This is a genomic window from Phyllobacterium sp. LjRoot231, from assembly GCF_964253365.1.
Lineage (GTDB): Bacteria > Pseudomonadota > Alphaproteobacteria > Rhizobiales > Rhizobiaceae > Phyllobacterium.
In genome coordinates, this window is sequence record NZ_CAXUQT020000001.1 from 2,180,582 (window position 1) to 2,201,900 (window position 21,319).

17 protein-coding genes and 1 other RNA gene are annotated in these 21,319 nt (G+C 57.3%); 16 read left to right on the forward strand and 2 right to left on the reverse strand.

Annotation, left to right across the window (positions count from 1 at the left end; translation table 11 throughout):
- Window positions 1-211: 211 nt before the first annotated feature.
- Together ACSQ3H_RS10665 and ACSQ3H_RS10670 are read right to left on the reverse strand one after the other, a co-directional pair.
- Window positions 212-724 carry an N-acetyltransferase family protein gene (locus ACSQ3H_RS10665; RefSeq protein ID WP_436117033.1) on the reverse strand — a complete coding sequence of 171 codons (513 nt, stop codon included), beginning with the start codon at window positions 722-724 and terminating at the stop codon, window positions 212-214.
- 2 nt (window positions 725-726) lie between these two features.
- Window positions 727-4,368, reverse strand: coding sequence for a hydantoinase B/oxoprolinase family protein (locus ACSQ3H_RS10670; protein ID WP_436117034.1), 3,642 nt, complete (start codon window positions 4,366-4,368; stop codon window positions 727-729).
- A gap of 238 nt (window positions 4,369-4,606) precedes the next feature.
- Between ACSQ3H_RS10670 and ACSQ3H_RS10675 the strand changes: the two genes are divergently transcribed.
- From ACSQ3H_RS10675 to murC, 16 genes are all read left to right on the forward strand, one after another.
- Complete coding sequence (locus ACSQ3H_RS10675; protein ID WP_436117035.1) at window positions 4,607-4,981, forward strand: hypothetical protein; 375 nt, start codon at window positions 4,607-4,609, stop codon at window positions 4,979-4,981.
- A 149-nt stretch (window positions 4,982-5,130) separates the two neighbouring features.
- Complete coding sequence (locus ACSQ3H_RS10680) at window positions 5,131-5,850, forward strand: TerB family tellurite resistance protein (RefSeq protein WP_436117036.1); 720 nt, start codon at window positions 5,131-5,133, stop codon at window positions 5,848-5,850.
- Window positions 5,837-6,601, forward strand: a complete 765-nt coding sequence (locus ACSQ3H_RS10685) for a peptidoglycan recognition protein family protein (RefSeq protein ID WP_436117037.1) — start codon at window positions 5,837-5,839, stop codon at window positions 6,599-6,601. The genes ACSQ3H_RS10680 and ACSQ3H_RS10685 overlap by 14 nt, the downstream gene beginning before the upstream one ends.
- 213 nt (window positions 6,602-6,814) lie before the next feature.
- Window positions 6,815-7,567: a transglycosylase SLT domain-containing protein gene (locus tag ACSQ3H_RS10690; protein WP_436117038.1), complete on the forward strand. Its 753-nt coding sequence runs from the start codon at window positions 6,815-6,817 to the stop codon at window positions 7,565-7,567.
- A 91-nt stretch (window positions 7,568-7,658) separates the two neighbouring features.
- Window positions 7,659-8,092, forward strand: an RNA gene (gene rnpB, locus ACSQ3H_RS10695) — RNase P RNA component class A.
- Between the two features lie 387 nt (window positions 8,093-8,479).
- Window positions 8,480-8,938, forward strand: coding sequence for a division/cell wall cluster transcriptional repressor MraZ (mraZ, locus tag ACSQ3H_RS10700; RefSeq protein ID WP_436117039.1), 459 nt, complete (start codon window positions 8,480-8,482; stop codon window positions 8,936-8,938).
- Window positions 8,938-9,945 carry a 16S rRNA (cytosine(1402)-N(4))-methyltransferase RsmH gene (gene rsmH / locus ACSQ3H_RS10705; RefSeq protein WP_436117040.1) on the forward strand — a complete coding sequence of 336 codons (1,008 nt, stop codon included), beginning with the start codon at window positions 8,938-8,940 and terminating at the stop codon, window positions 9,943-9,945. Before mraZ ends, rsmH begins: the two co-directional genes overlap by 1 nt.
- 3 nt (window positions 9,946-9,948) lie before the next feature.
- Entirely contained in the window at window positions 9,949-10,407 is a 459-nt protein-coding gene (gene ftsL / locus ACSQ3H_RS10710) for a cell division protein FtsL (protein ID WP_436117041.1), read from the forward strand.
- Complete coding sequence (locus ACSQ3H_RS10715) at window positions 10,407-12,146, forward strand: peptidoglycan D,D-transpeptidase FtsI family protein (RefSeq protein ID WP_436117042.1); 1,740 nt, start codon at window positions 10,407-10,409, stop codon at window positions 12,144-12,146. Before ftsL ends, ACSQ3H_RS10715 begins: the two co-directional genes overlap by 1 nt.
- Window positions 12,147-12,213: 67 nt before the next feature.
- On the forward strand, window positions 12,214-13,683 hold the full coding sequence (locus ACSQ3H_RS10720; RefSeq protein ID WP_436117043.1) for a UDP-N-acetylmuramoyl-L-alanyl-D-glutamate--2,6-diaminopimelate ligase: 1,470 nt from the start codon (window positions 12,214-12,216) through the stop codon (window positions 13,681-13,683).
- Entirely contained in the window at window positions 13,680-15,113 is a 1,434-nt protein-coding gene (locus ACSQ3H_RS10725; protein ID WP_436117044.1) for a UDP-N-acetylmuramoylalanyl-D-glutamyl-2,6-diaminopimelate--D-alanyl-D-alanine ligase, read from the forward strand. Before ACSQ3H_RS10720 ends, ACSQ3H_RS10725 begins: the two co-directional genes overlap by 4 nt.
- Window positions 15,114-15,138: 25 nt before the next feature.
- Window positions 15,139-16,221: a phospho-N-acetylmuramoyl-pentapeptide-transferase gene (gene mraY / locus ACSQ3H_RS10730; RefSeq protein WP_436117045.1), complete on the forward strand. Its 1,083-nt coding sequence runs from the start codon at window positions 15,139-15,141 to the stop codon at window positions 16,219-16,221.
- 8 nt (window positions 16,222-16,229) lie between these two features.
- The gene (gene murD / locus ACSQ3H_RS10735; RefSeq protein ID WP_436117046.1) at window positions 16,230-17,636 is read left to right on the forward strand and encodes a UDP-N-acetylmuramoyl-L-alanine--D-glutamate ligase; all 1,407 of its coding nucleotides are present in this window, start codon (window positions 16,230-16,232) and stop codon (window positions 17,634-17,636) included.
- Window positions 17,629-18,786 (forward strand): putative lipid II flippase FtsW, encoded by a 1,158-nt coding sequence (gene ftsW / locus ACSQ3H_RS10740; protein WP_436117047.1) that lies wholly within the window; start codon window positions 17,629-17,631, stop codon window positions 18,784-18,786. The genes murD and ftsW overlap by 8 nt, the downstream gene beginning before the upstream one ends.
- A gap of 3 nt (window positions 18,787-18,789) precedes the next feature.
- On the forward strand, window positions 18,790-19,917 hold the full coding sequence (gene murG / locus ACSQ3H_RS10745) for an undecaprenyldiphospho-muramoylpentapeptide beta-N-acetylglucosaminyltransferase (protein WP_436117048.1): 1,128 nt from the start codon (window positions 18,790-18,792) through the stop codon (window positions 19,915-19,917).
- Window positions 19,914-21,314, forward strand: a complete 1,401-nt coding sequence (gene murC, locus ACSQ3H_RS10750; RefSeq protein ID WP_436117049.1) for a UDP-N-acetylmuramate--L-alanine ligase — start codon at window positions 19,914-19,916, stop codon at window positions 21,312-21,314. The genes murG and murC overlap by 4 nt, the downstream gene beginning before the upstream one ends.
- The last annotated feature ends 5 nt before the right edge of the window (window positions 21,315-21,319 follow it).

The following is a 21,319-nucleotide window of genomic DNA, read 5'->3' on the forward strand; positions in this document are numbered from 1 at the left end:
ACAGGCCCGTGACGGTGCCGGTGGAACAAATTGCCAAGTTGATTCAACTTTTAGGAGCAACTCATTGGGATTGCTCGTTCGCGCTATGTGACAGCGTTGCCGCATGAGTGATCAAATTCGGCTAATTCCTTGTATTTCCCGATTTTCCTCGAATCCACACTGATGTGACGATTTTGTGCTGGCGATTTCATTACTAGGCCGGGTGATGCTGTCAGCGCAGGTCCAGCCGCAATAGTTCGTCGTCATAGGATTGTCCATTGACGCGCAAGGCATCCTTTTCAAAGCCAAAGACAGTGAAGCCTAGCCCCAGATAAAGCGTGCGTGCCGATACGTTTGCCGCCATGACCGTTGCATGTAACGTATCAACATGCAGGCGAGCATAGTCGATGACGGTCTCCGTCAATCGCTTTCCGAGGTTATGCCCGCGCCAATCGGGATCGACGAACACACCCCAGAGCAGGCCCTTGTGCCTTTGTTTGACCTTGGTGTTCATGGCGAACGCGGCAACGCCGAGAAGTACATCGTCGGCGAAGGCGCCAAAGGCGGCATTGGGCCGGTCATCGAGGCGGTGGCGGATCTCCTCGATACCGAGCTCGCGTTCCTCTTCGTAGCTTGAACCGAAAGCCTCGGGCGCACTGCGCAACCCATGCAGGCGCAGTGCGTGGAAGGCCTCGGCATCGGCGCCATCCAAAATCCTTATGGAAGGAATGACGGCGCGCACCATCGTCAGGCTCCGATCTTGCCGTAGCCACCGGGCGTTGGCGTTGTAAGGATAACGGCTTCGCCTGCCTCAAGCACCGTCTGGTCGCAGGCTTTCAAGGTTTCGACAGTTCCATCTTTGCGGCGCACTTCAGTCTTACCCACTTCACCGTTACCGCCGCCATCGAGGCCCTCCGGCGGACGATTACGATGCGATGAGAGGATCGAGCAATCCATGCGCTCTAGAAACCGGATAGTGCGCTTGGTGCCGCCGCCGCCGGGGTATTTGCCACTGCCGCCTGAGTTCGGCCGGATATGGAAATCCTCGAGCAAGACGGGAAACCGCATTTCCAGAATCTCCGGATCAGTGAGGCGCGAATTCGTCATATGAGTGTGGACGCCGGATGTTCCGGCAAAGCCCGTCCCATCGTTGAAATGGCCAGCAGGCGAGCCTGAACAGATCGTCTCGTAATACTGGTACTCATCATTGCCGAAGGTCAGATTGTTCATCGTCCCTTGCGAATTGGCCATCGCACCCAAAGCCCCGAACAGCGCATTGGTGACGTGCTGCGATGTTTCGACGTTACCGGCCACAACCGCTGCCGGATAGACCGGCTTGAGCATCGAACCGTCGGGAATGATGATGTCGATCGGCCGGAGACAGCCTGCGTTCATAGGAATCGCACCCTCGACCATGACGCGGAAGGCATAGAGAACCGCTGCGCGTGCTACCGGTTCCGGCGCGTTGAAGTTGTTCTTCATCACCGGCGAGGTGCCGGTGAAATCGACGGTCGCCCGGCGCTCTTGCTTTTCGACCGTGATCTTGACCTTGATCGTCTGACCCGTGTCGGTCGCATAGGAACATTCGGAATGTTCCGGCAACCGGTCGAGGACGCCCCGTACGCTTTCCGCTGCGTTGTCCTGCACATGGCCCATATAGGCCTCGACAACATCGAGTCCGAACTGCGCTATCATTTTCTTTAGTTCATTCACGCCCTTTTCATTGGCGGCGATTTGGGCCTTCAAATCTGCGATGTTCTGATGGACATTGCGCACGGGCCATGGATGGTTGGTCAAGAGTTCGGTCAGTTCCTTTTCCCGGAAGCGGCCGCGTTCAACGAGACGGAAATTGTCGATCAAGACGCCTTCTTCATCCACAGTCGTCGCCAGCGGCGTCATCGAGCCCGGCGCCGATCCGCCGATATCCGCGTGATGGCCACGGGACGCCGAATAGAACAGGATGTTCTTACCCGCTGCATCGAAGACTGGCGTAACGACGGTGATATCGGGAAGGTGTGTCCCGCCATTGTAGGGCGCATTCAGCGCGAAAACATCGCCGGGATGAATATCACCTTCGTTCAACTTGATGATCGTTTCGACGGAACGGTCCATCGACCCAAGGTGAACCGGCATATGCGGTGCATTGGCTACCAGCGCGCCATTGCGATCGAATACCGCGCAGGAGAAATCCAGCCGTTCCTTGATGTTGACCGAATAGGCGGTGTTCTGCAGCGTCAGACCCATCTGTTCGGCAATCGACATGAACAGGTTGTTGAACACTTCCAGCATGATCGGATCAGCTTGCGTGCCAAGCGCTGCAGCGCGCGCCTTCTTCTCGATCCGCCGCATCAAAACGTGGTTGAGCGCGGTGATTTCCGCCTGCCAGCCGGGTTCCACAACGATCGTCTGGTGGGTCTCGATGATCAGTGCAGGACCGTTGACCCTGTGTCCTGGTTTGAGGTTGGCGCGCGGGAAAGTGAGAGCATTGTGGAAGGCTCCACCTGAATAGAGCATGCAGGTTTCGCTCGGCTCAGGCTTCGAATTGTCTTGGCGTTGCTCGCTTTCAACCTGCTTGTGCCCGCGACCGTCGGAGCCCTCGACACCGACGGCTTCGACGACGATGCCTTTATTATCGTAGATGAAGCCAAACTGAGCCTTGTGCGCGGCTTCAAAGCCGGCACGGGCTTCATCGATCGAGAAACTGCTGAAATCGATCGGGATTGTCGTATCTGTGCCGTCATAGCGCAGATGCAGGATGGGGCGTGAAGTGATGTGCTCTCTTGGCACGCCCTGTTCCGCAATCTCGGCGACAACGGTTTCGGAGAGGCGGTCGGAAAGCAGGCGTATGTCGCTCACGGTTTGTGGGGAGAAGACTTTCACTAGCGCCTGCTGGCGTGAGGCGAAAATGGAGGACAAGCCGATACCATAGGCGGAGAGCAGGCCAGAGAAGGGATGGATCAACACGGCTTCCATGCCAAGTGCATCGGCGACAAGACAGGCATGCTGGCCTCCTGCACCACCGAAACAATTCAGCAGATACCGGGTGACGTCATAGCCGCGCTGCACGGAAATCTTCTTCACCGCATTGGCCATGTTTTCGACGGCGATGGTGATGAAACCTTCGGCGACCTCTTCCGGTGTCTTGCCTTCGCCAATCTCAGCGGTGAGGGCGGTAAATTTTTGGACGACGATCTCGCGGTCGAGCCGCTCATTTTGTCCGGGACCGAAAATCGCGGGGAAGTACTCGGGCCGCAATTTGCCGAGCATGACATTGGCATCGGTCACGGCCAGGGGGCCACTGCGACGATAACAGGCAGGACCTGGATTGGCTCCGGCGGAATCGGGACCGGCCTGAAATCGCCTGGCGCTATAGTGCAGGATGGAGCCACCGCCCGCCGCTACCGTATGAATGCGCATCATCGGCGCGCGGATGCGAACGCCCGCGACTTCCGTATCGAAAGCGCGCTCATAATCGCCTTCATAATGCGCGACATCGGTCGAGGTGCCGCCCATGTCGAAGCCGATCACTTTGTCGAAACCGGCGAGCTTTGCCGTCTCGACCATGCCGACGACGCCGCCCGCCGGGCCAGAGAGGATCGCATCCTTGCCTTGAAACAAATCTGCCGCGGTCAAGCCACCGGAAGACATCATAAAGGAAAGACGCGGCGTAGACCCGTCGTTGGACTTGCCACTTATGCCGAGTTCGCGCGCAACGTGTTCAACGTACCGGCGGAGGATCGGCGAGAGATATGCATCGACCACTGTCGTATCGCCGCGACCAACGAGTTTGGCGAGCGGCGAGACTTCATGGCTAACGGAAACCTGGCCGAAACCTAGATCCCGCGCGATTTTGGCTGCTGTCTGCTCATGTGCGGGGTAATTCCAGGCATGCATGAAAACGATCGCCACCGCATCGATGCCCGCTTGCTTGACTTCAGCTAATGCGGTGCGGATTTGATCTGGGTCGGGAACGATTTCCACCGCCCCGTCTGTTCGCACGCGTTCGTCGATTTCGATCACGCGTTCGTAAAGTAGTTCTGGAAGAATGATTTCCTTGGCAAAGATATCCGGCCGCGCCTGATAGGCGATCTTCAACGCATCACGAAATCCTTTGGTGATGACGAGCGCCGTTCTGTCACCCTTGCGCTCAAGCAGCGCATTGGTTGCCACGGTCGTTCCCATTTTGACTTCGCCAATCCGCTGCGAGGGAATGGCATCGCCCTTATTGACGCCAAGCAGATCGCGAATGCCCTGAATAGCCGCATCGCGGTAGGCTTCCGGGTTTTCCGATAGAAGTTTGTGTGCACGCAGGCGGCCTTCAGGATCGCGTGCGATGACGTCAGTGAACGTGCCGCCGCGATCGATCCAGAAATCCCATTTGTCGCTCATAATATTCGTCCGATCTCAAAATTGGTGATTTGCAAAAATTAGGCGGTCTTGTACCGCGGGGTGACAATAGACAGGCCCGGCTGGCAAGTGCAATCGGCTGTGGCATTTGGAACAAATTTTCTGCGTATGTGTCGTTATCCACACAGGAATTAACCGAAAGCGAAAACAAAATCCAAATCTGCCTTGTTTCCGATAAGGTGGAATCGAGGGGCCATTTAGCATTTTCGGAGAGGAAACCATGAAGAGTAAATTGATTGTTTCGCTGGCGGCGGTTTCGCTTCTGGCGCTGGCCGGTTGCGGCGAGAGTGAGCAGAAATCGGAACAGCCGCCGGCAAAAGCCGAACAGCCGACACCCGCGCCAGCTCCGGCCCCAGCGCCCGCTGCTCCAGCGGCCACGGAAGCGCCGGCAGCGCCAATGAACGCAGAAGAGACTTTGAAGAAGATCAAGGATCAGGCTGCGACCATGACAGCAGAACAGAAGCAGGCTGCAATCGCGACTGCACGCAAGGCGGCTGAGGATGCTGCAACAGCAGCTGGTCAGACGGCGGATCAGGTCAAGGCGGCTGCGGACTCTGCAGAAAAAGCCATCAAGGACGCGCTCGGCGTTCAGTAAGGCATTATACCCATCAATGAAGCGGCCAGCTTTGCGCTGGCCGTTTTTGCCAAATGCAAGCAATGCTGCGTCAACCGGTCCCGACAAAACGCGTTTTTCGACACAATATCGCTCTCGCAATTGCGAACGAATTTGAATAAAACGAAGGTATGTCGATTTGGCGCCGTATCAGCGACTTCATTACCAGTACTGCGATCGATGCCTTTTCGAGCATCATCGAAGCGGTGCGAACCGCGTTCGAAGGTGATCCGGAAACGCGGCGGCGCGTAGCATTTTCCATCGCCATGATTGCACTGTCGGCCAAGATGGCGAAGGCCGACGGCGTCGTGACGCAGGTGGAAGTCAATGCCTTTAACGACATTTTCCACGTGCCGCCACAATATCAGGATCAGGTGACGCGCCTCTATAACCTCGCCAAGCAGGATGTGGCAGGCTATGAGGCTTATGCCGCCCAGTTGGCTTCGCTGTGCGGCTCGGGCAAGCCCAATTGCAAGATGTTAGAAGACATCCTCGACGGGCTATTCCACATTGCCAAGTCGGATGGTGCTCTGCACGACGAGGAATTGATATTTCTCGGCACGGTCGCTGAAATTTTTGCGCTTGATGAGGAAAAATTCGATCGCATCCTGGCGCGGCACGTCGGGCGCGGTCAGGCGGATCCCTATCTCGTTCTCGGCCTTCCGCGTGATGTCAGCTTTGAAACTGCACGCAAGCAATATCGGGCCCTGGTTCGCGAGAACCACCCAGACATGCTGATTGCACGCGGCGTGCCGGAAGAGTTCATCGCCATCGCTAACCAGCGTATCGCAGCCATCAACGCGGCTTGGGATAAAGTCGAAAAAGACCTCAAGGCATATGAGCGCGTTTGATCCAGACCATCTGCGCGCCGATGTACATGCCTCGCCGAATTTCGGTCCGCGCAAGGACGGCAAGCGTCCTTCTTTCCTGATCCTGCATTACACCGGCATGGAGACGGGCGAGGCGGCAGAAAGCTGGCTCGCCAATCCGAAAAGTGAAGTTTCAGCGCATTACATCGTTTATGAAAATGGTCGCGTCGTTCAGATGGTGCCGGAAAGCGAACGTGCCTGGCACGCCGGGCAAAGTTCATGGAAGGGCGAGACCGACATCAATTCCCGCTCAATCGGTATCGAAATTGTCAATGGCGGTCCGCTGCTGGAGTTTCCTGATTATCCCGGACCGCAGATCGACGCACTGATCGATCTTTGCAAGGGCATTGTTTCGCGCCACGGCATACGGCCGGAAAGTGTTCTGGCGCATTCGGATATCGCGCCGGCGCGCAAGATCGATCCGGGCGAAAAATTTCCATGGCCAGTGCTTTACGACGCAGGTGTCGGACATTGGGTCAGCCCTTCGCCTGTGCGCGGCGGACGGTTCATTTCGCTTGGTGATCAGGGTCAGCCAGTCGAGGCGCTTCAGTCGATGCTGGCGCTTTATGGCTATGGTGTTCCTATCGATGGCGTGTTTGGACCTTCGACACAATTGGGCGTTTTGGCCTTCCAGCGCCACTTTCGCCCCGAAAAAGTCGATGGAGTCGCGGACATGTCAACCATCGAAACCCTGCATAAACTACTTTCTGCCCTACCGACGCTCGTCGCATAAGTCGTTGAACAAAAAAGTCTTTTCCTGACCGACTTTGTGCGTTGCAGCATATATATTTCAATGGGTTACACAAAGTTATTTGGCCGATCAATATTCGGCTGCATTGGGCCGTCAAATCCTTGCCCAGTGTTCCGGCTTTTGCCCTTGTGTTTTTTGGCACGGAACGATCCCGGCGCGCACGTTCGTGCGGCCCAAGCTTCTAGACGGAAAAAGATGACAAAAAAATTTGGTATGATTTTCGCCCTCCTTGGGGCGATGGCCTTCTACGGCTCAAATTCAGCACTCAGCGCCCCAAAGGAGCCCACAAACCTCTCCGACTACTTCAAGGCAAAGCGGGCCGAGGCGGAAAAAGAGAAAGCCGCTAACAAGTCTACGAAGTCAGTGCAGGCAACGGACACAGCCAAGCGCAATGTAGCAAAGGCACCGGCGGTCAAGAAAAATGCGGTCAAGCCGCAGCGGGTGAGCAAAAAAGTTTCAACACACAAGCGTCCGGTGGTTCAGGCAAAAGCCCGCGTCAAAACTGTCGTACGCAACCAGACCATAGGCCGTGTCGATACGATGACCACTGGCAGCGTTGCCTCCGCGATGGGATCGACGAACTATTCGACGATCATCAGCTCCTACGCGTCGTCCTATGGCGTTCCCGTGGCTCTGGCGAATGCGGTCGTCAGGGTCGAAAGCAACTATCGGGCGGACATGACCGGCAGCGCAGGTGAAATAGGGTTGATGCAGATCAAGCTCGAGACAGCCCGCGGTCTTGGTTATACCGGTTCGCGCCAGGCGCTCTACAATCCGGAAACCAATATTCGCTGGGGCATGAAGTATCTTGCCGGAGCGCACAAGCTCGGCAATGGCACGACCTGCGGTACGATCCTGCGATACAATGCCGGTCACGGCGCGACGCGGATGAACCCGGTTTCCGCCAACTATTGCAGCAAGGTGAAATTGCAAATGGCTTCCATGTAAGGTTGGCCATCTTCCTGTTAAATCCAAAGGCCGGATAGTCTCCGGCCTTTTTCATTTGCGTTTTTGCTCCGAAGCGCATTTATACGCATCGCCAGCTGGCCGGGCAGCCGCGCATGTCATAAGCCGAAAGGCGGCATGTGAGGAAAGTCCGGGCTCCATGGAAACACGGTGCCGGATAACGTCCGGCGGGGGCGACCCCAGGGAAAGTGCCACAGAAAGGAAACCGCCCCGTCTTTCGTTGCGCCGGATACGGCTCGTATAGGACGCAAGGAATGACGGGGTAAGGGTGAAAGGGTGGGGTAAGAGCCCACCGCGCAACTGGTAACAGTGGCGGCATGGCAAACCCCACCGGGAGCAAAACCGAATAGGGACGGCGTGCCGGGCGAAAGTCTGGCGATCAGTTTCCGGGTCAGTCGTCCGGGTGGGTTGCAGGAGGCGGGTGGCAACATCCGTCCAAGATGAATGGCTGCCGCGTTGGACGAAAGTCCAGCCATACAGAACCCGGCTTACAGGCCAGCTGGCATTTTCAATTCATTGATTTCGCTGCGTTCGTGCGGTCCTGCCGTGCGCGCTCGGTTACAACTTCCCAGAGAGTCCTAACCCTTCATTAAGCTTAATGAGCGATAAATTCAGAATCGCCGGAAGTGTGCCGGAATCACGGCTCATTCCCACCCTGTGTCTTGTAATCCCATTGACGCCCATAGTGCCCCATGATATCGATTGATTTCATCAGTAGCGTTCAGTCGACACGGTGTTTCCCGAAATACGATTTGGCATGCCAAGGCTGGCGTTCGGCTCAGTTTGCCGGTGCTTGGACTTCTATTGGTGGGGCTCGCGCTTCGAAACGATCGAAGGGCGGAGCAGAGGTTGAGATGGCAGAAGCCCTAGGGGCGGAAACGGCGGTATTGCGTTTTGAACCGGTTCCTCGGACATGTGACGAACAGGATCGATGCGAAGGGGCGGGTGTCCGTTCCGGCGCACTTTCGTTCGATCATCCAGGCGGCCGGTCACACGGAACTCTACGCTCTGCGTTCTCTGCATCTGCCTGCGCTCGATGCAGGCGGGCCGGAGCTCTTGACGCGCTTCGACAAGCGGCTGGACAGCGAGGATCCATTCGCGGAGACAGCGGACGACATGTCATTTTATCTCCACGCGGATGGCGGTTTTCTGAAGCTGGACGGGGATGGGCGGATAACGGTTACGGATTTCATCCGCGAGCATACGGGCATCTCATCGGATGTGACCTTTGCGGGCGCCAACACGCATTTTCAGATGTGGCAGCCGGACCAGTTCGAGGCGCATCGGGCAAAGGTCCGGCAGCGACTGGCGGAAAAGCGCCGTCAGGAAAACCTGCCCCCGAGGAACAACTGATGGCGGGTTCGCCAGATGCCGGTGACGGCCGCCACGTTCCAGTCCTGCTTGATGAGGTGATTGCCGCCCTCCAGCCGGAAAAGGGTCAGCTGATCATCGATGGCACGTTTGGCGCTGGCGGCTATACCAGACGCATCCTTGAAACCGGGGCTTCCGTCACGGCTGTCGATCGCGACCCATCGGCTATCCAGGCCGGCCGCGCCATGGAAAAAGACTATGCCGGGCGACTGACTCTTGTGCAGGGTACGTTTTCCACACTGGATCAAGTGGCTTTGCTTGGGGTGCCGGATGGTATCGTGCTCGACATCGGTGTTTCGTCCATGCAGATCGATGAGGCTGAACGCGGCTTTTCATTCCAGAAGGACGGCCCGCTGGACATGCGTATGTCCAGCTCTGGCCCAAGCGCCGCGGATGTCGTCAATCGTCTGAAGATCGGTGATCTGGCGCGTATCTTCAATTTTCTCGGCGAGGAGCGCCATGCGGGGCGCATCGCCCGCATGATCGACAAGCGCCGCGCAACTGAACCATTCAACCGCACTCGGGACCTTGCCAATGCCATCGAGGCGCTTGTCGGCAGAAACCCTAAAGTGCCGATCCATCCGGCGACACGGGTGTTCCAGGCCCTGCGTATTTTCGTCAATGACGAATTGGGCGAACTGGTACGCGCGTTGCATGCCGCTGAACGGGTCCTGAAACCCGGCGGCCGGCTTGTCGTCGTCACGTTCCATTCGCTCGAAGACCGTATCGTCAAGCGCTTCTTCTCTGACCGCTCAGGTACTGGCGGCGGCTCGCGTCATCTGCCGCAACTCGAACGGCGTCTGGCGAGCTTCACCCCTGTTGGCAAAGGCATCGTCACACCGACCGAGGCTGAGGCTGCCCGCAATCCGCGAGCGCGCTCGGCCAAGCTGCGTGGTGGAATCCGCACGGGTAATCCGCCGCTTGCCGAAGATCATTCGATCTATGGTTTGCCCAATCTGCCCACATTCCATGAAACGGCGAGGAGCTGATCCGTGCTGCGTACCTTTGACATCATATTAATCGGGCTGATGATCCTGGCGGCCGCTGTGACCTACAAGATCAAGCACGACGCTGAAAAGCAGATGACGCAGGTTACCAAGCTCCAGCGCATGATCACGGATGAGAGAGACACGATCGACCTGCTCAAGGCTGATTGGAGCCTGCTGACCCAGCCGAACCGTCTGCAAAAGCTGGTTGAGACGTTTCAAGGTCAGCTTGATCTGCAACAGGTGGAAGCGCAGCAGATCATCAACATCAATGAGTTGCCGCAGCCGAAACCTGTGTCGCAAGATTTCGACGACGTTGCGAACATCATCACCGAGGCAAATGCGGGTGAAAAAATCAAACCAGACACAACCATGACCGGCAGCATCAACAAACCGAAGGTGGCGCCCAAGCCACCCAAGCGAATTGTTCCGATTGCAACGCCAAAGGGAGCGGGGCTCTATTGATGGCTGCGATCTGGATCAAACGGAAGAAGGCTGAACTGGTAACGGGCATCGCGCCTGTTTTCGCGCTGGATGCCAAGAAGAAGAAATCGGGCAATCGCGCCCGCAATCGTGTTGTCATGGCCATAGCCTGTTTCGTCGGCATATACGGGATCATCGGCGGACGGCTCATTTATTACGGGATGCAGGAAGACACGACGGGCTACAACGGCCCGACCGGGGCGGTGCTTGCGTCGCGTCCTGATATACTCGACCGGAATGGCGAAGTGCTGGCCACCGACATCAAGACCGCCTCGCTCTATGCCGAGCCGCGCAAGATCGTCGATCCGGATGAAGCCATTGAGTTGCTTTCGACGGTTCTGCCGGATCTCAATTTCGAACAGACCTATAGCCGCCTCAAGAGCGGGACGGGCTTTGCCTGGCTCAAGCGCGGATTGACGCCTCAGCAGAAGAGCCAGATCATGGCTCTGGGCATTCCAGGCATTGGCTTCCGCACGGAGAAATCCCGTTTCTATCCCGGCGGCCCCACCGCCTCGCATATTTTGGGTCTCGTCAATATCGACAATCAGGGTATTGCCGGCATGGAGAAATACATCGACGAACAGGGGCTATCCGACCTGCGCGATGTTGGTCTTGCCGACAGTCGCTCCCTTGAGCCGGTGAAATTGTCGATCGATCTGCGTGTCCAACATGTCGTGCGCGATGTCGTCGTGACTGCGATGCAAAAGTATCGGGCAATTGCAGCTGGCGCCGTGGTGCTCAATGTCCATACCGGCGAAGTGCTTGCGATGGCCTCGGCGCCGGATTTCGATCCTAACAATCCGTTCAACGCGCTGGATAAAGACCACCTCAATCGTATGTCCGCTGGTACATACGAGATGGGTTCCACCATCAAGAGTTTTACCACAGCGATGGCGCTCGATTCCGGCAAGGTCAATCTGCAGAGTACGTTCGATGCGAGACGCCCGATCACTATCGGCCGGCAGACGATCCGCGATTTCCATGGGAAAAATCGCATCTTGACCATGCCGGAAGTCTTCATCTACTCCTCGAACATCGGCTCGGCCAAGGAAGCGGACGTTGTTGGTATCGAAGGACACCGTGCATTCCTGCATCGCATGGGTCTTCTTGATCGAATGCAGACGGAATTGCCCGAAGTCGCGCGCCCAATGGAACCGAAGGTTTGGAAGAAAGTGCATTCCATTACGATCGCCTTTGGTCACGGCATGGCTACGACGCCATTGCAGACGGCGGTTGGTGCAGCCGCCTTGATGAATGGCGGCAAGCTCATTGAGCCTACCTTCCTGCCACGCACGATCGAAGAGGCCGACAAGGTCGCAAAACAGGTGGTGAGCGAAAAGACCAGCGAGGATATGCGCTATCTCTATCGTCTCAACAGTGAAACAGGATCGGGTGGTTCGGGTTCACGCGCCAATGTCAAAGGTTATCGCGTTGGCGGCAAGACCGGTACCGCGGAAAAAGTGATCAATGGCCGCTACTCGAGCGACGTACGCTTCAACGCCTTTGTCGCAGCCTTTCCGATCGACAAGCCAGAATATGTGGTCCTGACTATTATCGATGAGCCTAAAGCGGAGGAAGGCAAGGTTGGCGCCACGGCAGGTTTTAACGCAGCACCAATGGTTGCAGATATCATTCGTAGATCGGCATCATTCCTGGGGGTTCAGCCTGATTTCCGCGAAGAACAAGAATCCGCTCCATTGATGGTTAATTTTGATCAATAAAGCCATAAAACGCGAATCACCAATGCGTTTTAGGTGAGTTCTAGATGAAGATGGGTCCAGTCCGGCCATGAAACTGAAAGATCTGAACGGCATTCCAGCCTTGGCTATCTCCGAACTCGGAGAGAAGACAATCCGTGGCCTGACGTCGGATTCTCGTCAGGTCGAGCGCGGATTTCTGTTTGCGGCGCTGAAAGGCTCGAAGGCAGACGGAGCTGCCTATGCTGCCGATGCGGTGGCGCGTGGCGCAGCCATTATCGTGACTTCGCGGGGAGCAAAGCTCGGCAATATTTCCGTACCTATCATTTATGTCGATGATCCGCGCCGGACATTGGCATTGGCTGCCGCCAGTTTCTACAAGCTGCAGCCGGATGTGATGGTTGCCATTACCGGCACCAGCGGCAAAACTTCCGTCGCTTCGTTTACGCGTCAGATCTGGGCGCAGGCGGGCTTTGCCTCTGCCAGCATTGGCACGACGGGCGTCGTCTCGCCGAAACGCGATGATTATGGTTCGCTAACGACACCCGATCCGGTCGAACTCCATAAATTGCTGCGCGAACTGGTCGAAGAGGGCGTGACCCACGCGGCGATGGAAGCATCTTCCCATGGTCTCGACCAGCGCCGGCTTGATGGTGTCAGGCTTTCGGCAGGCGCCTTCACCAATCTCGGCCGTGATCATATGGATTATCATGCGACCGTCGAAGAGTATCACGCGGCGAAACTGCGGCTATTCACAGAGCTTCTGCCAAAGGGCGCACCTGCAATCATCTTCGCCGATGATCCCTTCTCCAAGCCGACTATCGCCGCAGCTACCGAGGCTGGTTGCACGGTTTTGACCGTTGGCCGCAAGGGCGATTTCATTACCTTGAAGCGGGTGGAACATGAACGGTTCCGCCAACACGTTGAAGTGCATATTGCTGGCGAAATCTACGAGATCACCTTGCCGCTGGCTGGTGATTTCCAGGTGGCCAATGGCCTGGTCGCGGCGGGCCTTGCCATTGCGACGGGCGTTCCAGCTGCTGCCGCCATGCGTGGCCTGGAACGGTTGAAGGGCGCGCCGGGACGGCTTGATCTCGTGGGTGCAACCGAGGATGGCGCTCCCGCCTATGTTGACTATGCCCATAAGCCCGACGCTCTTGAAAACGTGCTGACCTCGGTTCGGCCGTTTACTACGGGGCGGGTCATTGTGGTGTTTGGCTGCGGTGGTGATCGCGACAAGGGCAAACGCCCGATGATGGGCGAAATCGCCACGAGGCTTGCCGATGTCGTCATTGTGACCGACGACAATCCACGTTCGGAAGTGCCTGCCACCATCCGTTCGGAGATTCTTGCAGCGGCTCCTGGTGCGCGGGAAATCGCTGACCGTCGCGAGGCAATTCACGAAGCCGTGGCCATGATGAAGACTGGCGATACGCTCATCGTTGCGGGCAAGGGGCATGAAGAGGGCCAGACCATTGGCGATGTTGTGCTCCCATTCTCGGACCATGTCGAAGTCGCCCAGGCGCTTAAAGACAGGCTCGCACGGGAGAAAGGTGCATGAGCCTGCTCTGGACTTCCGATGCAATGGTCGAAGCGATGAATGGCAGGCCCGTCGGCAAACTGCCCGAAGGGATCACCGGGATTTCCATCGATACGCGCACCTTGCAATCTGGTGAAGCGTTCTTTGCCATCAAGGGAGACGCCCTCGATGGCCACGACTATGCAACGGCTGCCGTAGCGGCTGGTGCTGCGTTACTGGTGGTTGCAGAAGCAAAGCTGCCGGCGCTCGGCAAATTGAAAGCGCCGATGATCGTCGTTGATGACGTGCTGGCGGCAATGACACGGCTTGGCATCGCATCGCGCGACCGCTCGCATGCACAGATCATCGCTGTCACGGGATCGGTTGGCAAAACAACCACCAAGGAAGCGCTGAGGCATGTTCTCTCTCAAGCCGGCAAGGTGCACGCATCGGTGGCCTCTTTCAACAACCATTGGGGTGTGCCGCTCACGCTGGCCCGCATGCCAGCGGACACCGACTATGGTATCTTCGAGATTGGAATGAACCATCCGGACGAAATCCGGCCGCTGGTCAAAATGGTTCGCCCGCATGTTGCGATGATTACCCTGATTGCACCTGCCCATCTGGGACACTTCAAGAATCTCCAGGAAATTGCCATTGCCAAGGCCGAGATTTTCGAAGGAATCGTGCCCGGCGGCTATGCTTTGCTCAATCGAGACGACAAGCATTTCAAGTTGCTTGAGAAAATGGCGCGGGACGCCGGGGTCGAGCACATCAAAAGCTTCGGCGAAAACGCGCGAGCCGACTACCGCCTGATCAAACTGAAGCTTCACGGTGAATGCTCTTGCCTGACAGCGCGTCTTGATGGCGAGGAGGCCGTCGTCAAGGTCGGTGCACCCGGCAGGCATATCGTACAGAATGTTCTTGCTGTCCTTGGGGCCGCTCACCTGACCGGTGCAGATATGGCCAAGGTCACCTTGGCACTTGCGTCCTTGCGTCCGGAAAGCGGGCGCGGTGCACGCCATACGCTTGAAGTTGCCAATGGCACGTTCACGCTGATCGACGAGAGCTACAACGCCAATCCCGCATCGATGCGCGCTGCGATAGAACTCCTGGCCGCTGCAACGCCTCAAGGCAAGGGGCGACGAATTGCGGTACTTGGCGACATGCTGGAACTGGGCAAGCAGGCACCGAAGCTGCACGCGGACCTTTCTTCGGTGATCCTTGCCAATCCTATCAACATGGTTTTTCTCGGTGGACTCGAGATGGCAGCGCTCAAAGCGGCCATGCCGGTTGAATTTCATGCCGAATACAGGCAGAGCGTAGACGAATTGCAGCCGCAACTGCTGAACACGATCAGGGCGGGTGACGTGATCATGGTCAAGTCATCCAAGGGGACCGGATTCGCGCGGATCGTGAAAACGCTCTTGCAAAAATACAACACCGTAGAGCCGCTCGGTCCTGCCGAGTAGCCTGCGGTTTATGGGGAAATAGCTAATGCTCTACTATCTCGCCGGTCTGGCGGAACATATCCAGCTTCTCAACGTGTTCCGCTATATCACGTTCAGGACCGGCGGCGCGCTGATCACATCGGCGCTGATCGTTTTTCTGTTTGGCCCGCGCATCATCGACTCGCTGCGTATCCGGCAGGGACGCGGCCAGCCGATCCGCGCCGATGGTCCGCAGACGCATTTCAAGAAAGCAGGTACGCCGACAATGGGCGGCTTGATGATCATGACGGGCATCGTTCTTTCTTCCTTGCTCTGGGCCAATTGGTCGAACGTCTATGTCTGGATCGTTCTGCTGGTGGCTTTGTTCTTCGGAGCGATCGGCTTTTACGATGACTATCTCAAAGTCAGCAAACAGTCGTTCAAGGGCTTCTCCGCCCGGGCGCGTCTCGGCATCGAATTCCTGGTTGCCGCGATCGCCGGCCTTGCCATCATGCGGGCCGGGCAGGAGCCCTTTTCCTCGTCGCTGACGTTCCCGTTTGCCAAGGAACTCATCCTCAATCTCGGCATATTCTTCATCCCCTTTGCCGCCTTCGTCATGGTCGGCGCAGGTAACGCGGTAAATTTCACCGACGGGCTGGATGGTCTGGCTACGGTGCCAGTGATGATTGCGGCCGCCTCATTCGGCGTCATCGCCTATCTTGCAGGTAACGCGATTTTTGCCGATTATCTGCAGATTCACTTCACTCCGGGTACAGGTGAGCTCGCTGTCGTGCTTGGCTCGGTTATCGGCGCCGGGCTTGGCTTCCTCTGGTTCAACGCGCCTCCTGCCGCTATCTTCATGGGCGACACGGGATCGCTCGCACTCGGCGGTCTTATAGGAGCCGTTGCTGTCGCTACCAAGCATGAGATCGTCCTTGCCATCATCGGCGGCGTCTTCGTCATGGAGGCAATGTCCGTGATCATCCAGGTGGCATCGTTCAAGATGACCGGCAAACGCGTGTTCCTCATGGCACCTATCCACCACCATTTTGAAAAGAAGGGCTGGACCGAGAGCCAGGTCGTGATCCGCTTTTGGATCATTGCCGTGATCCTGGCGCTGATCGGCCTTTCGACACTTAAACTGAGATAGGCTTTTTAATGATCGCTGCCCACTCCATGAAGGACCAGACCGTTGCGCTCTTCGGGCTCGGCGGTTCGGGCGTTGCGACCGCGCAGGCGATTATCGCTGGCGGAGCGAAAGTTATTGCTTGGGATGACAATCCCGAGAGTGTAACGCGCGCCCAGAACGCAGGCATCGAGACGGCTGATTTGCGGAAAGTGGACTGGAAGCAGTTCTCGTCATTCGTCCTGTCGCCCGGCGTGCCGCTGACTCACCCGCGTCCGCATTGGACCGTCGACCTGGCAAGAGCTTCAGGCGTCGAGATCATCGGCGATATCGAGCTTTTCGTGCGCGAACGCAATCTGGCGGATAAGAACAGCCCGTTCATCGCCATCACAGGTACGAATGGCAAGTCTACGACCACGGCGCTGATCGCCCATATCATCAACAGTGCGGGCCGCGACATGCAGCTTGGCGGCAATATCGGTACGGCAGTGATGACACTCGATCCGCCGGCTGTCGAACGTTATTACGTGGTCGAATGCTCATCCTACCAGATTGATCTCGCGCCTTCGCTCAATCCCACGGCAGGTATCCTCTTGAACCTGACGCCGGATCATCTCGACCGTCACGGCACGATGCAACATTATACCGACATCAAGGAACGTCTGGTTGCCGGGAGCGACACCGCTATCGTCGGCGTTGATGATAGCTTCTCAGCAACAATGGCCGACCGGCTGGAGCGGACAGGGAAACCCGTCATCCGCATTTCGAAACGCATGCCGATTCGCGATGGCTATTTCGCCGAAGGCGTCGACCTGATCTTTGCGCGAAATGGTGACAAAAAAGTTGTTGCATCGCTTGCGGGCATCGGATCCCTGCGCGGCGAGCACAATGCGCAGAATGCATTGGCTGCTTTCGCCGCCTGCCGTGCAGTCGGCCTTTCTACCGAAGAAATCAACGCCGGGTTGAGAACGTTTCCTGGTCTGGCTCACCGCATGGAGCAGGTCGCGCGACTCGGCAAGACTTTGTTCGTCAATGATTCCAAGGCAACAAACGCCGAGGCTGCTGCCCCCGCTCTGTCATCGTTCCCGCGCATTTACTGGATTGCAGGCGGCCTTCCCAAGGAAGGCGGCATCGCTTCGTTATCCGCCTTTTTCCCGCGTATCGCCAAGGCTTATCTGATCGGCGAGGCGGCACCGCAATTTGCGGCAACGCTAGGCGGCGCCGCACCTTTCGAGATATCCGGAACAATCGGCGCAGCGGTGGATCATGCCGCCCGCGATGCAGCCAAGGACGGTTCGAGTGAACCCGTGGTCCTGCTGTCGCCGGCCTGTGCCAGTTTCGATCAGTTTCAGAATTTTGAAAAACGCGGCGAGGCATTCCGTTCCGCCGTCCTCGCGCTTGCGGGCGCATCACCTATTGGAGGGCTCTTGAATGGTTAGTCGTGTTGACCGTGGTCCCGTTGCCGACTGGTGGTGGACAATCGATCGTTTTCTCCTTGCCGCCTGCCTGGCGCTGATGGGGCTCGGGATTCTGCTGTCGTTCGCGGCGAGCCCGGCAGTCGCCGAACGCATCGGCCTCGACAGCTTTCACTTCGTCAAGCGGCAGGCGCTGTTCATGGTGCCGGCAGTCATGGTGATGTTCGCTGTCTCCTTCATGGCGCCAAAAACCATTCGCCGCTTTGCCATGATCATGCTCGGTATTTCGCTTGTCGCGATGGTTGGCGCCCTGTTTTTCGGGATCGAGGTCAAGGGCGCGCGGCGCTGGGTCTCGCTTGCCGGCATATCCATTCAGCCATCCGAATTCATGAAGCCGGCGTTTGTCATCATCTGCGCATGGCTGTTTGCCGAAAACGAGCGCCGCAAGGATATCCCCGGCAACTTCTTCGCGATGGTGCTGTTCGCGGTTGTTGCTGCATTGCTGGTGGCGCAACCGGACCTTGGACAGACCATCCTGACAGCTGTTACCTGGGGCGCGATGTTCTTCATGGCCGGTGTGCCATGGTTCTGGATTATTCTCCTCGGTGTCCTGGCAATTGGCGGGTTCTTCGGTGCCTATACAGTATTTCCGCACGTGGCTGGCCGTATCGACCGCTTTCTGACTGGCGAAGGTGATACTTTCCAGGTCGATGCGGGCCGTGAAGCGATTGTCCGGGGTGGCTGGTTCGGCCAGGGGCCGGGCGAGGGCACGATCAAACGCATCATTCCGGACAGCCATACCGACTTCATCTTCTCTGTGACGGCCGAAGAATACGGCATTGCGCTCTGTCTTCTGATCGTGCTGATTTTTGCCTTCATCGTTATCCGTGGCCTGTCGATCGCCTTGAAAGAACGCGATGATTTCACCCGGCTTGCGGTTTCGGGTCTGGTAATCCTGTTTGGGTTCCAGTCGGTCATCAATATGTCGGTCAATCTGCACCTGATGCCTGCGAAGGGTATGACGTTGCCGTTCATCTCCTATGGTGGTTCGTCCCTGATTGCAGTGGCGATATCGACAGGACTTTTGCTGGCGCTGACGCGCCGCCGCCCGGAAGGTCGCCGATCGGCGACACTGGCCCATTCGAAGTTGCATTCCATGGCTCGTGCGACCTGACCGATGTCCAAGGGGGTTATCTTTCTCGCTGCCGGCGGAACCGGCGGTCATCTGTTCCCGGCCGAGGCGTTGGCACATGAGTTGATTGAGCGCGGGTGGGAAATCCATCTGGCGACCGATGATCGCGCCCAGCGCTTCACGGGCGCATTTCCCGCCAAGCAGATACATGTCGTGAGGTCTGCCACAATTGCCGGGCGCAATCCGCTTGCATTGGCGAAGACCTTCTGGACTTTGTGGCTGGGAAATCTCGATTCCCGCAAGCTTTTCCGGGAACTGAAGCCGAAACTGGTTGCCGGATTTGGCGGCTATCCAACGCTGCCGCCGCTTTATGCAGCGAGCGGCATGAAAATACCGACACTCATCCACGAGCAGAACGCGGTTATGGGCCGTGCCAACAAGGCACTGGCGGCGCGGGTGAGTGCAATCGCGGGCGGCTTTTTGGCCAACGATACTGGACCATTCGCGCAAAAGATTATTGTCACCGGCAATCCCGTGCGCCCGGCAGTCTTGGCAGAAGTCGGCAAGCCTTATAAGGCGTCACAGGCGCACCAGCCATTTCATTTTCTGGTTTTTGGCGGCAGCCAGGGCGCGCAGTACTTTTCCACTGCCGTTCCCGCTGCCGTCAAGCTGCTGGGGCCGGAGGATCGCGCACGTCTCGTCGTGACGCAGCAGGCTCGCGCGGAAGATGAGTCATATGTCCGCTCGGCCTATCAATCACTTGGTATCAAGGCGGAAGTGGCCCCCTTCTTCAATGATATGCCGCGCCGCATCGCTGAATCCCATTTCGTTCTTTCGCGTTCAGGCGCATCCACGGTTTCCGAGATAGCGGCCATCGGCCGGCCGGCTATTCTTGTGCCGTTCCCGCATGCCCTTGACCATGATCAGGCGGCGAATGCAGCGGCGCTACAAGCTGCCGGTGGAGCGGACGTCATCAAACAGTCGGAGTTGTCACCGGAGCGTATCGTTGCGATCCTGACGAGCGCTATGAACGAACCCACCCGTCTGGCATTTATTGCGGAAAAAGCCCGCACCACCGGCAAACCTGAGGCCACAAGGTTGCTTGCGGACCTCGCAGAAGCTATTGCGTCCGGTCAACGTATTGAAGATTTCAAAAAAGGAGTGCGTCCATGAAGATGCCGCTCAACATCGGCCTTGTTCATTTCATCGGTATCGGCGGTATCGGCATGAGCGGCATTGCCGAGGTCTTGCATAATCTCGGCTACAAGGTTCAGGGCTCCGACCAGGCGGACAGCGCCAATGTGCAGCGCCTGCGGGAAAAGGGCATTGAGATCTACGTGGGCCACAAGGCTGAGAACATAGACGACGCTGAAGTCGTCGTCGTCTCAACTGCTATCAAGAAGTCCAATCCTGAGCTGATAGCCGCTCGTGAGAAGCTGCTCCCGGTCGTGCGCCGGGCAGAAATGCTGGCTGAGCTGATGCGCTTCCGTAAAGCAGTTGCCATTGGAGGTACCCACGGCAAGACGACGACGACCTCCATGGTTGCTACTCTGCTCGATGCGGGTAATCTTGATCCAACGGTCATCAATGGCGGCATCATCAATGCCTATGGCACCAATGCGCGGATGGGCGAAGGCGACTGGATGGTCGTCGAAGCGGACGAGAGCGATGGTACGTTCCTGAAACTTCCTGCCGATGTCGCCGTCGTTACCAATATCGATCCCGAGCATCTTGACCACTACGGCACTTTCGACCGGGTTCGCGAAGCCTTCCGGCAATTCGTTGAAAACGTGCCGTTTTACGGTTTCGGCGTCATGTGCCTCGACCATCCGGAAGTACAGTCGCTCGTATCGCGTATCGAAGATCGCCGGGTCATCACCTATGGCGAAAATCCGCAAGCGGATGTTCGTTTCGTCAATCTCGTCGTCGATGGCGCAGCCTCGCGTTTCGATGTTCATATTGCCAAGCGCAAGACCGGGGAGATAACCGAGATCGCAGGCCTGCGTTTGCCAATGCCCGGGCGCCATAACGTTTCCAATGCCACTGCAGCGATTGCCGTGGCTCATGAACTCGGCATATCGGCCGAAGACATCAAGAAAGGCCTGTCTTCTTTCGGCGGCGTCAAACGCCGGTTCACTCATACTGGTTCATGGAACGGTGTTGAGATATTCGACGATTACGGCCATCATCCCGTTGAGATCAAAGCAGTTTTGAGGGCCGCGCGGGATTCTGCGAAGGGCCGCGTTATCGCCGTCGTCCAGCCGCATCGCTTCACACGGCTTGCCAGCCTGTTCGATGAATTTGCCGCCTGCTTCAACGACGCCGATACGGTTATCCTTGCTCCTGTCTATGCGGCCGGCGAGGATTCGATCGAAGGCGTTACTTCGGAGGCGCTGGTTTCGCGTATCAAGACTGCCGCACACCGCGACGCACGCTATATCGGCGGGCCGCAAGAGGTGGCTCCCTTGATCGCCGAGATCGCCAAACCGGATGATTTCGTGATCTTTCTCGGCGCGGGCAACATAACCCAATGGGCCTATGCCTTGCCAAAGGAACTCGCAGCGCTCTAGATTTG

Coding starts and splice junctions, on each gene's coding strand:
- ACSQ3H_RS10690 (WP_436117038.1), top strand. CDS start 6,815: ATGACAAAAAAATTTGGTATGATTTTCGCCCTCCTTGGGGCGATGGCC.
- murD (WP_436117046.1), top strand. CDS start 16,230: ATGATCGCTGCCCACTCCATGAAGGACCAGACCGTTGCGCTCTTCGGG.
- murC (WP_436117049.1), top strand. CDS start 19,914: ATGAAGATGCCGCTCAACATCGGCCTTGTTCATTTCATCGGTATCGGC.
- mraY (WP_436117045.1), top strand. CDS start 15,139: ATGCTCTACTATCTCGCCGGTCTGGCGGAACATATCCAGCTTCTCAAC.
- ACSQ3H_RS10725 (WP_436117044.1), top strand. CDS start 13,680: ATGAGCCTGCTCTGGACTTCCGATGCAATGGTCGAAGCGATGAATGGC.
- ftsW (WP_436117047.1), top strand. CDS start 17,629: ATGGTTAGTCGTGTTGACCGTGGTCCCGTTGCCGACTGGTGGTGGACA.
- ACSQ3H_RS10670 (WP_436117034.1), bottom strand. CDS start 4,368: ATGAGCGACAAATGGGATTTCTGGATCGATCGCGGCGGCACGTTCACT.
- ACSQ3H_RS10685 (WP_436117037.1), top strand. CDS start 5,837: ATGAGCGCGTTTGATCCAGACCATCTGCGCGCCGATGTACATGCCTCG.
- ACSQ3H_RS10665 (WP_436117033.1), bottom strand. CDS start 724: ATGGTGCGCGCCGTCATTCCTTCCATAAGGATTTTGGATGGCGCCGAT.
- ACSQ3H_RS10715 (WP_436117042.1), top strand. CDS start 10,407: ATGGCTGCGATCTGGATCAAACGGAAGAAGGCTGAACTGGTAACGGGC.
- rsmH (WP_436117040.1), top strand. CDS start 8,938: ATGGCGGGTTCGCCAGATGCCGGTGACGGCCGCCACGTTCCAGTCCTG.
- ACSQ3H_RS10675 (WP_436117035.1), top strand. CDS start 4,607: ATGAAGAGTAAATTGATTGTTTCGCTGGCGGCGGTTTCGCTTCTGGCG.
- ACSQ3H_RS10720 (WP_436117043.1), top strand. CDS start 12,214: ATGAAACTGAAAGATCTGAACGGCATTCCAGCCTTGGCTATCTCCGAA.
- ACSQ3H_RS10680 (WP_436117036.1), top strand. CDS start 5,131: ATGTCGATTTGGCGCCGTATCAGCGACTTCATTACCAGTACTGCGATC.
- murG (WP_436117048.1), top strand. CDS start 18,790: ATGTCCAAGGGGGTTATCTTTCTCGCTGCCGGCGGAACCGGCGGTCAT.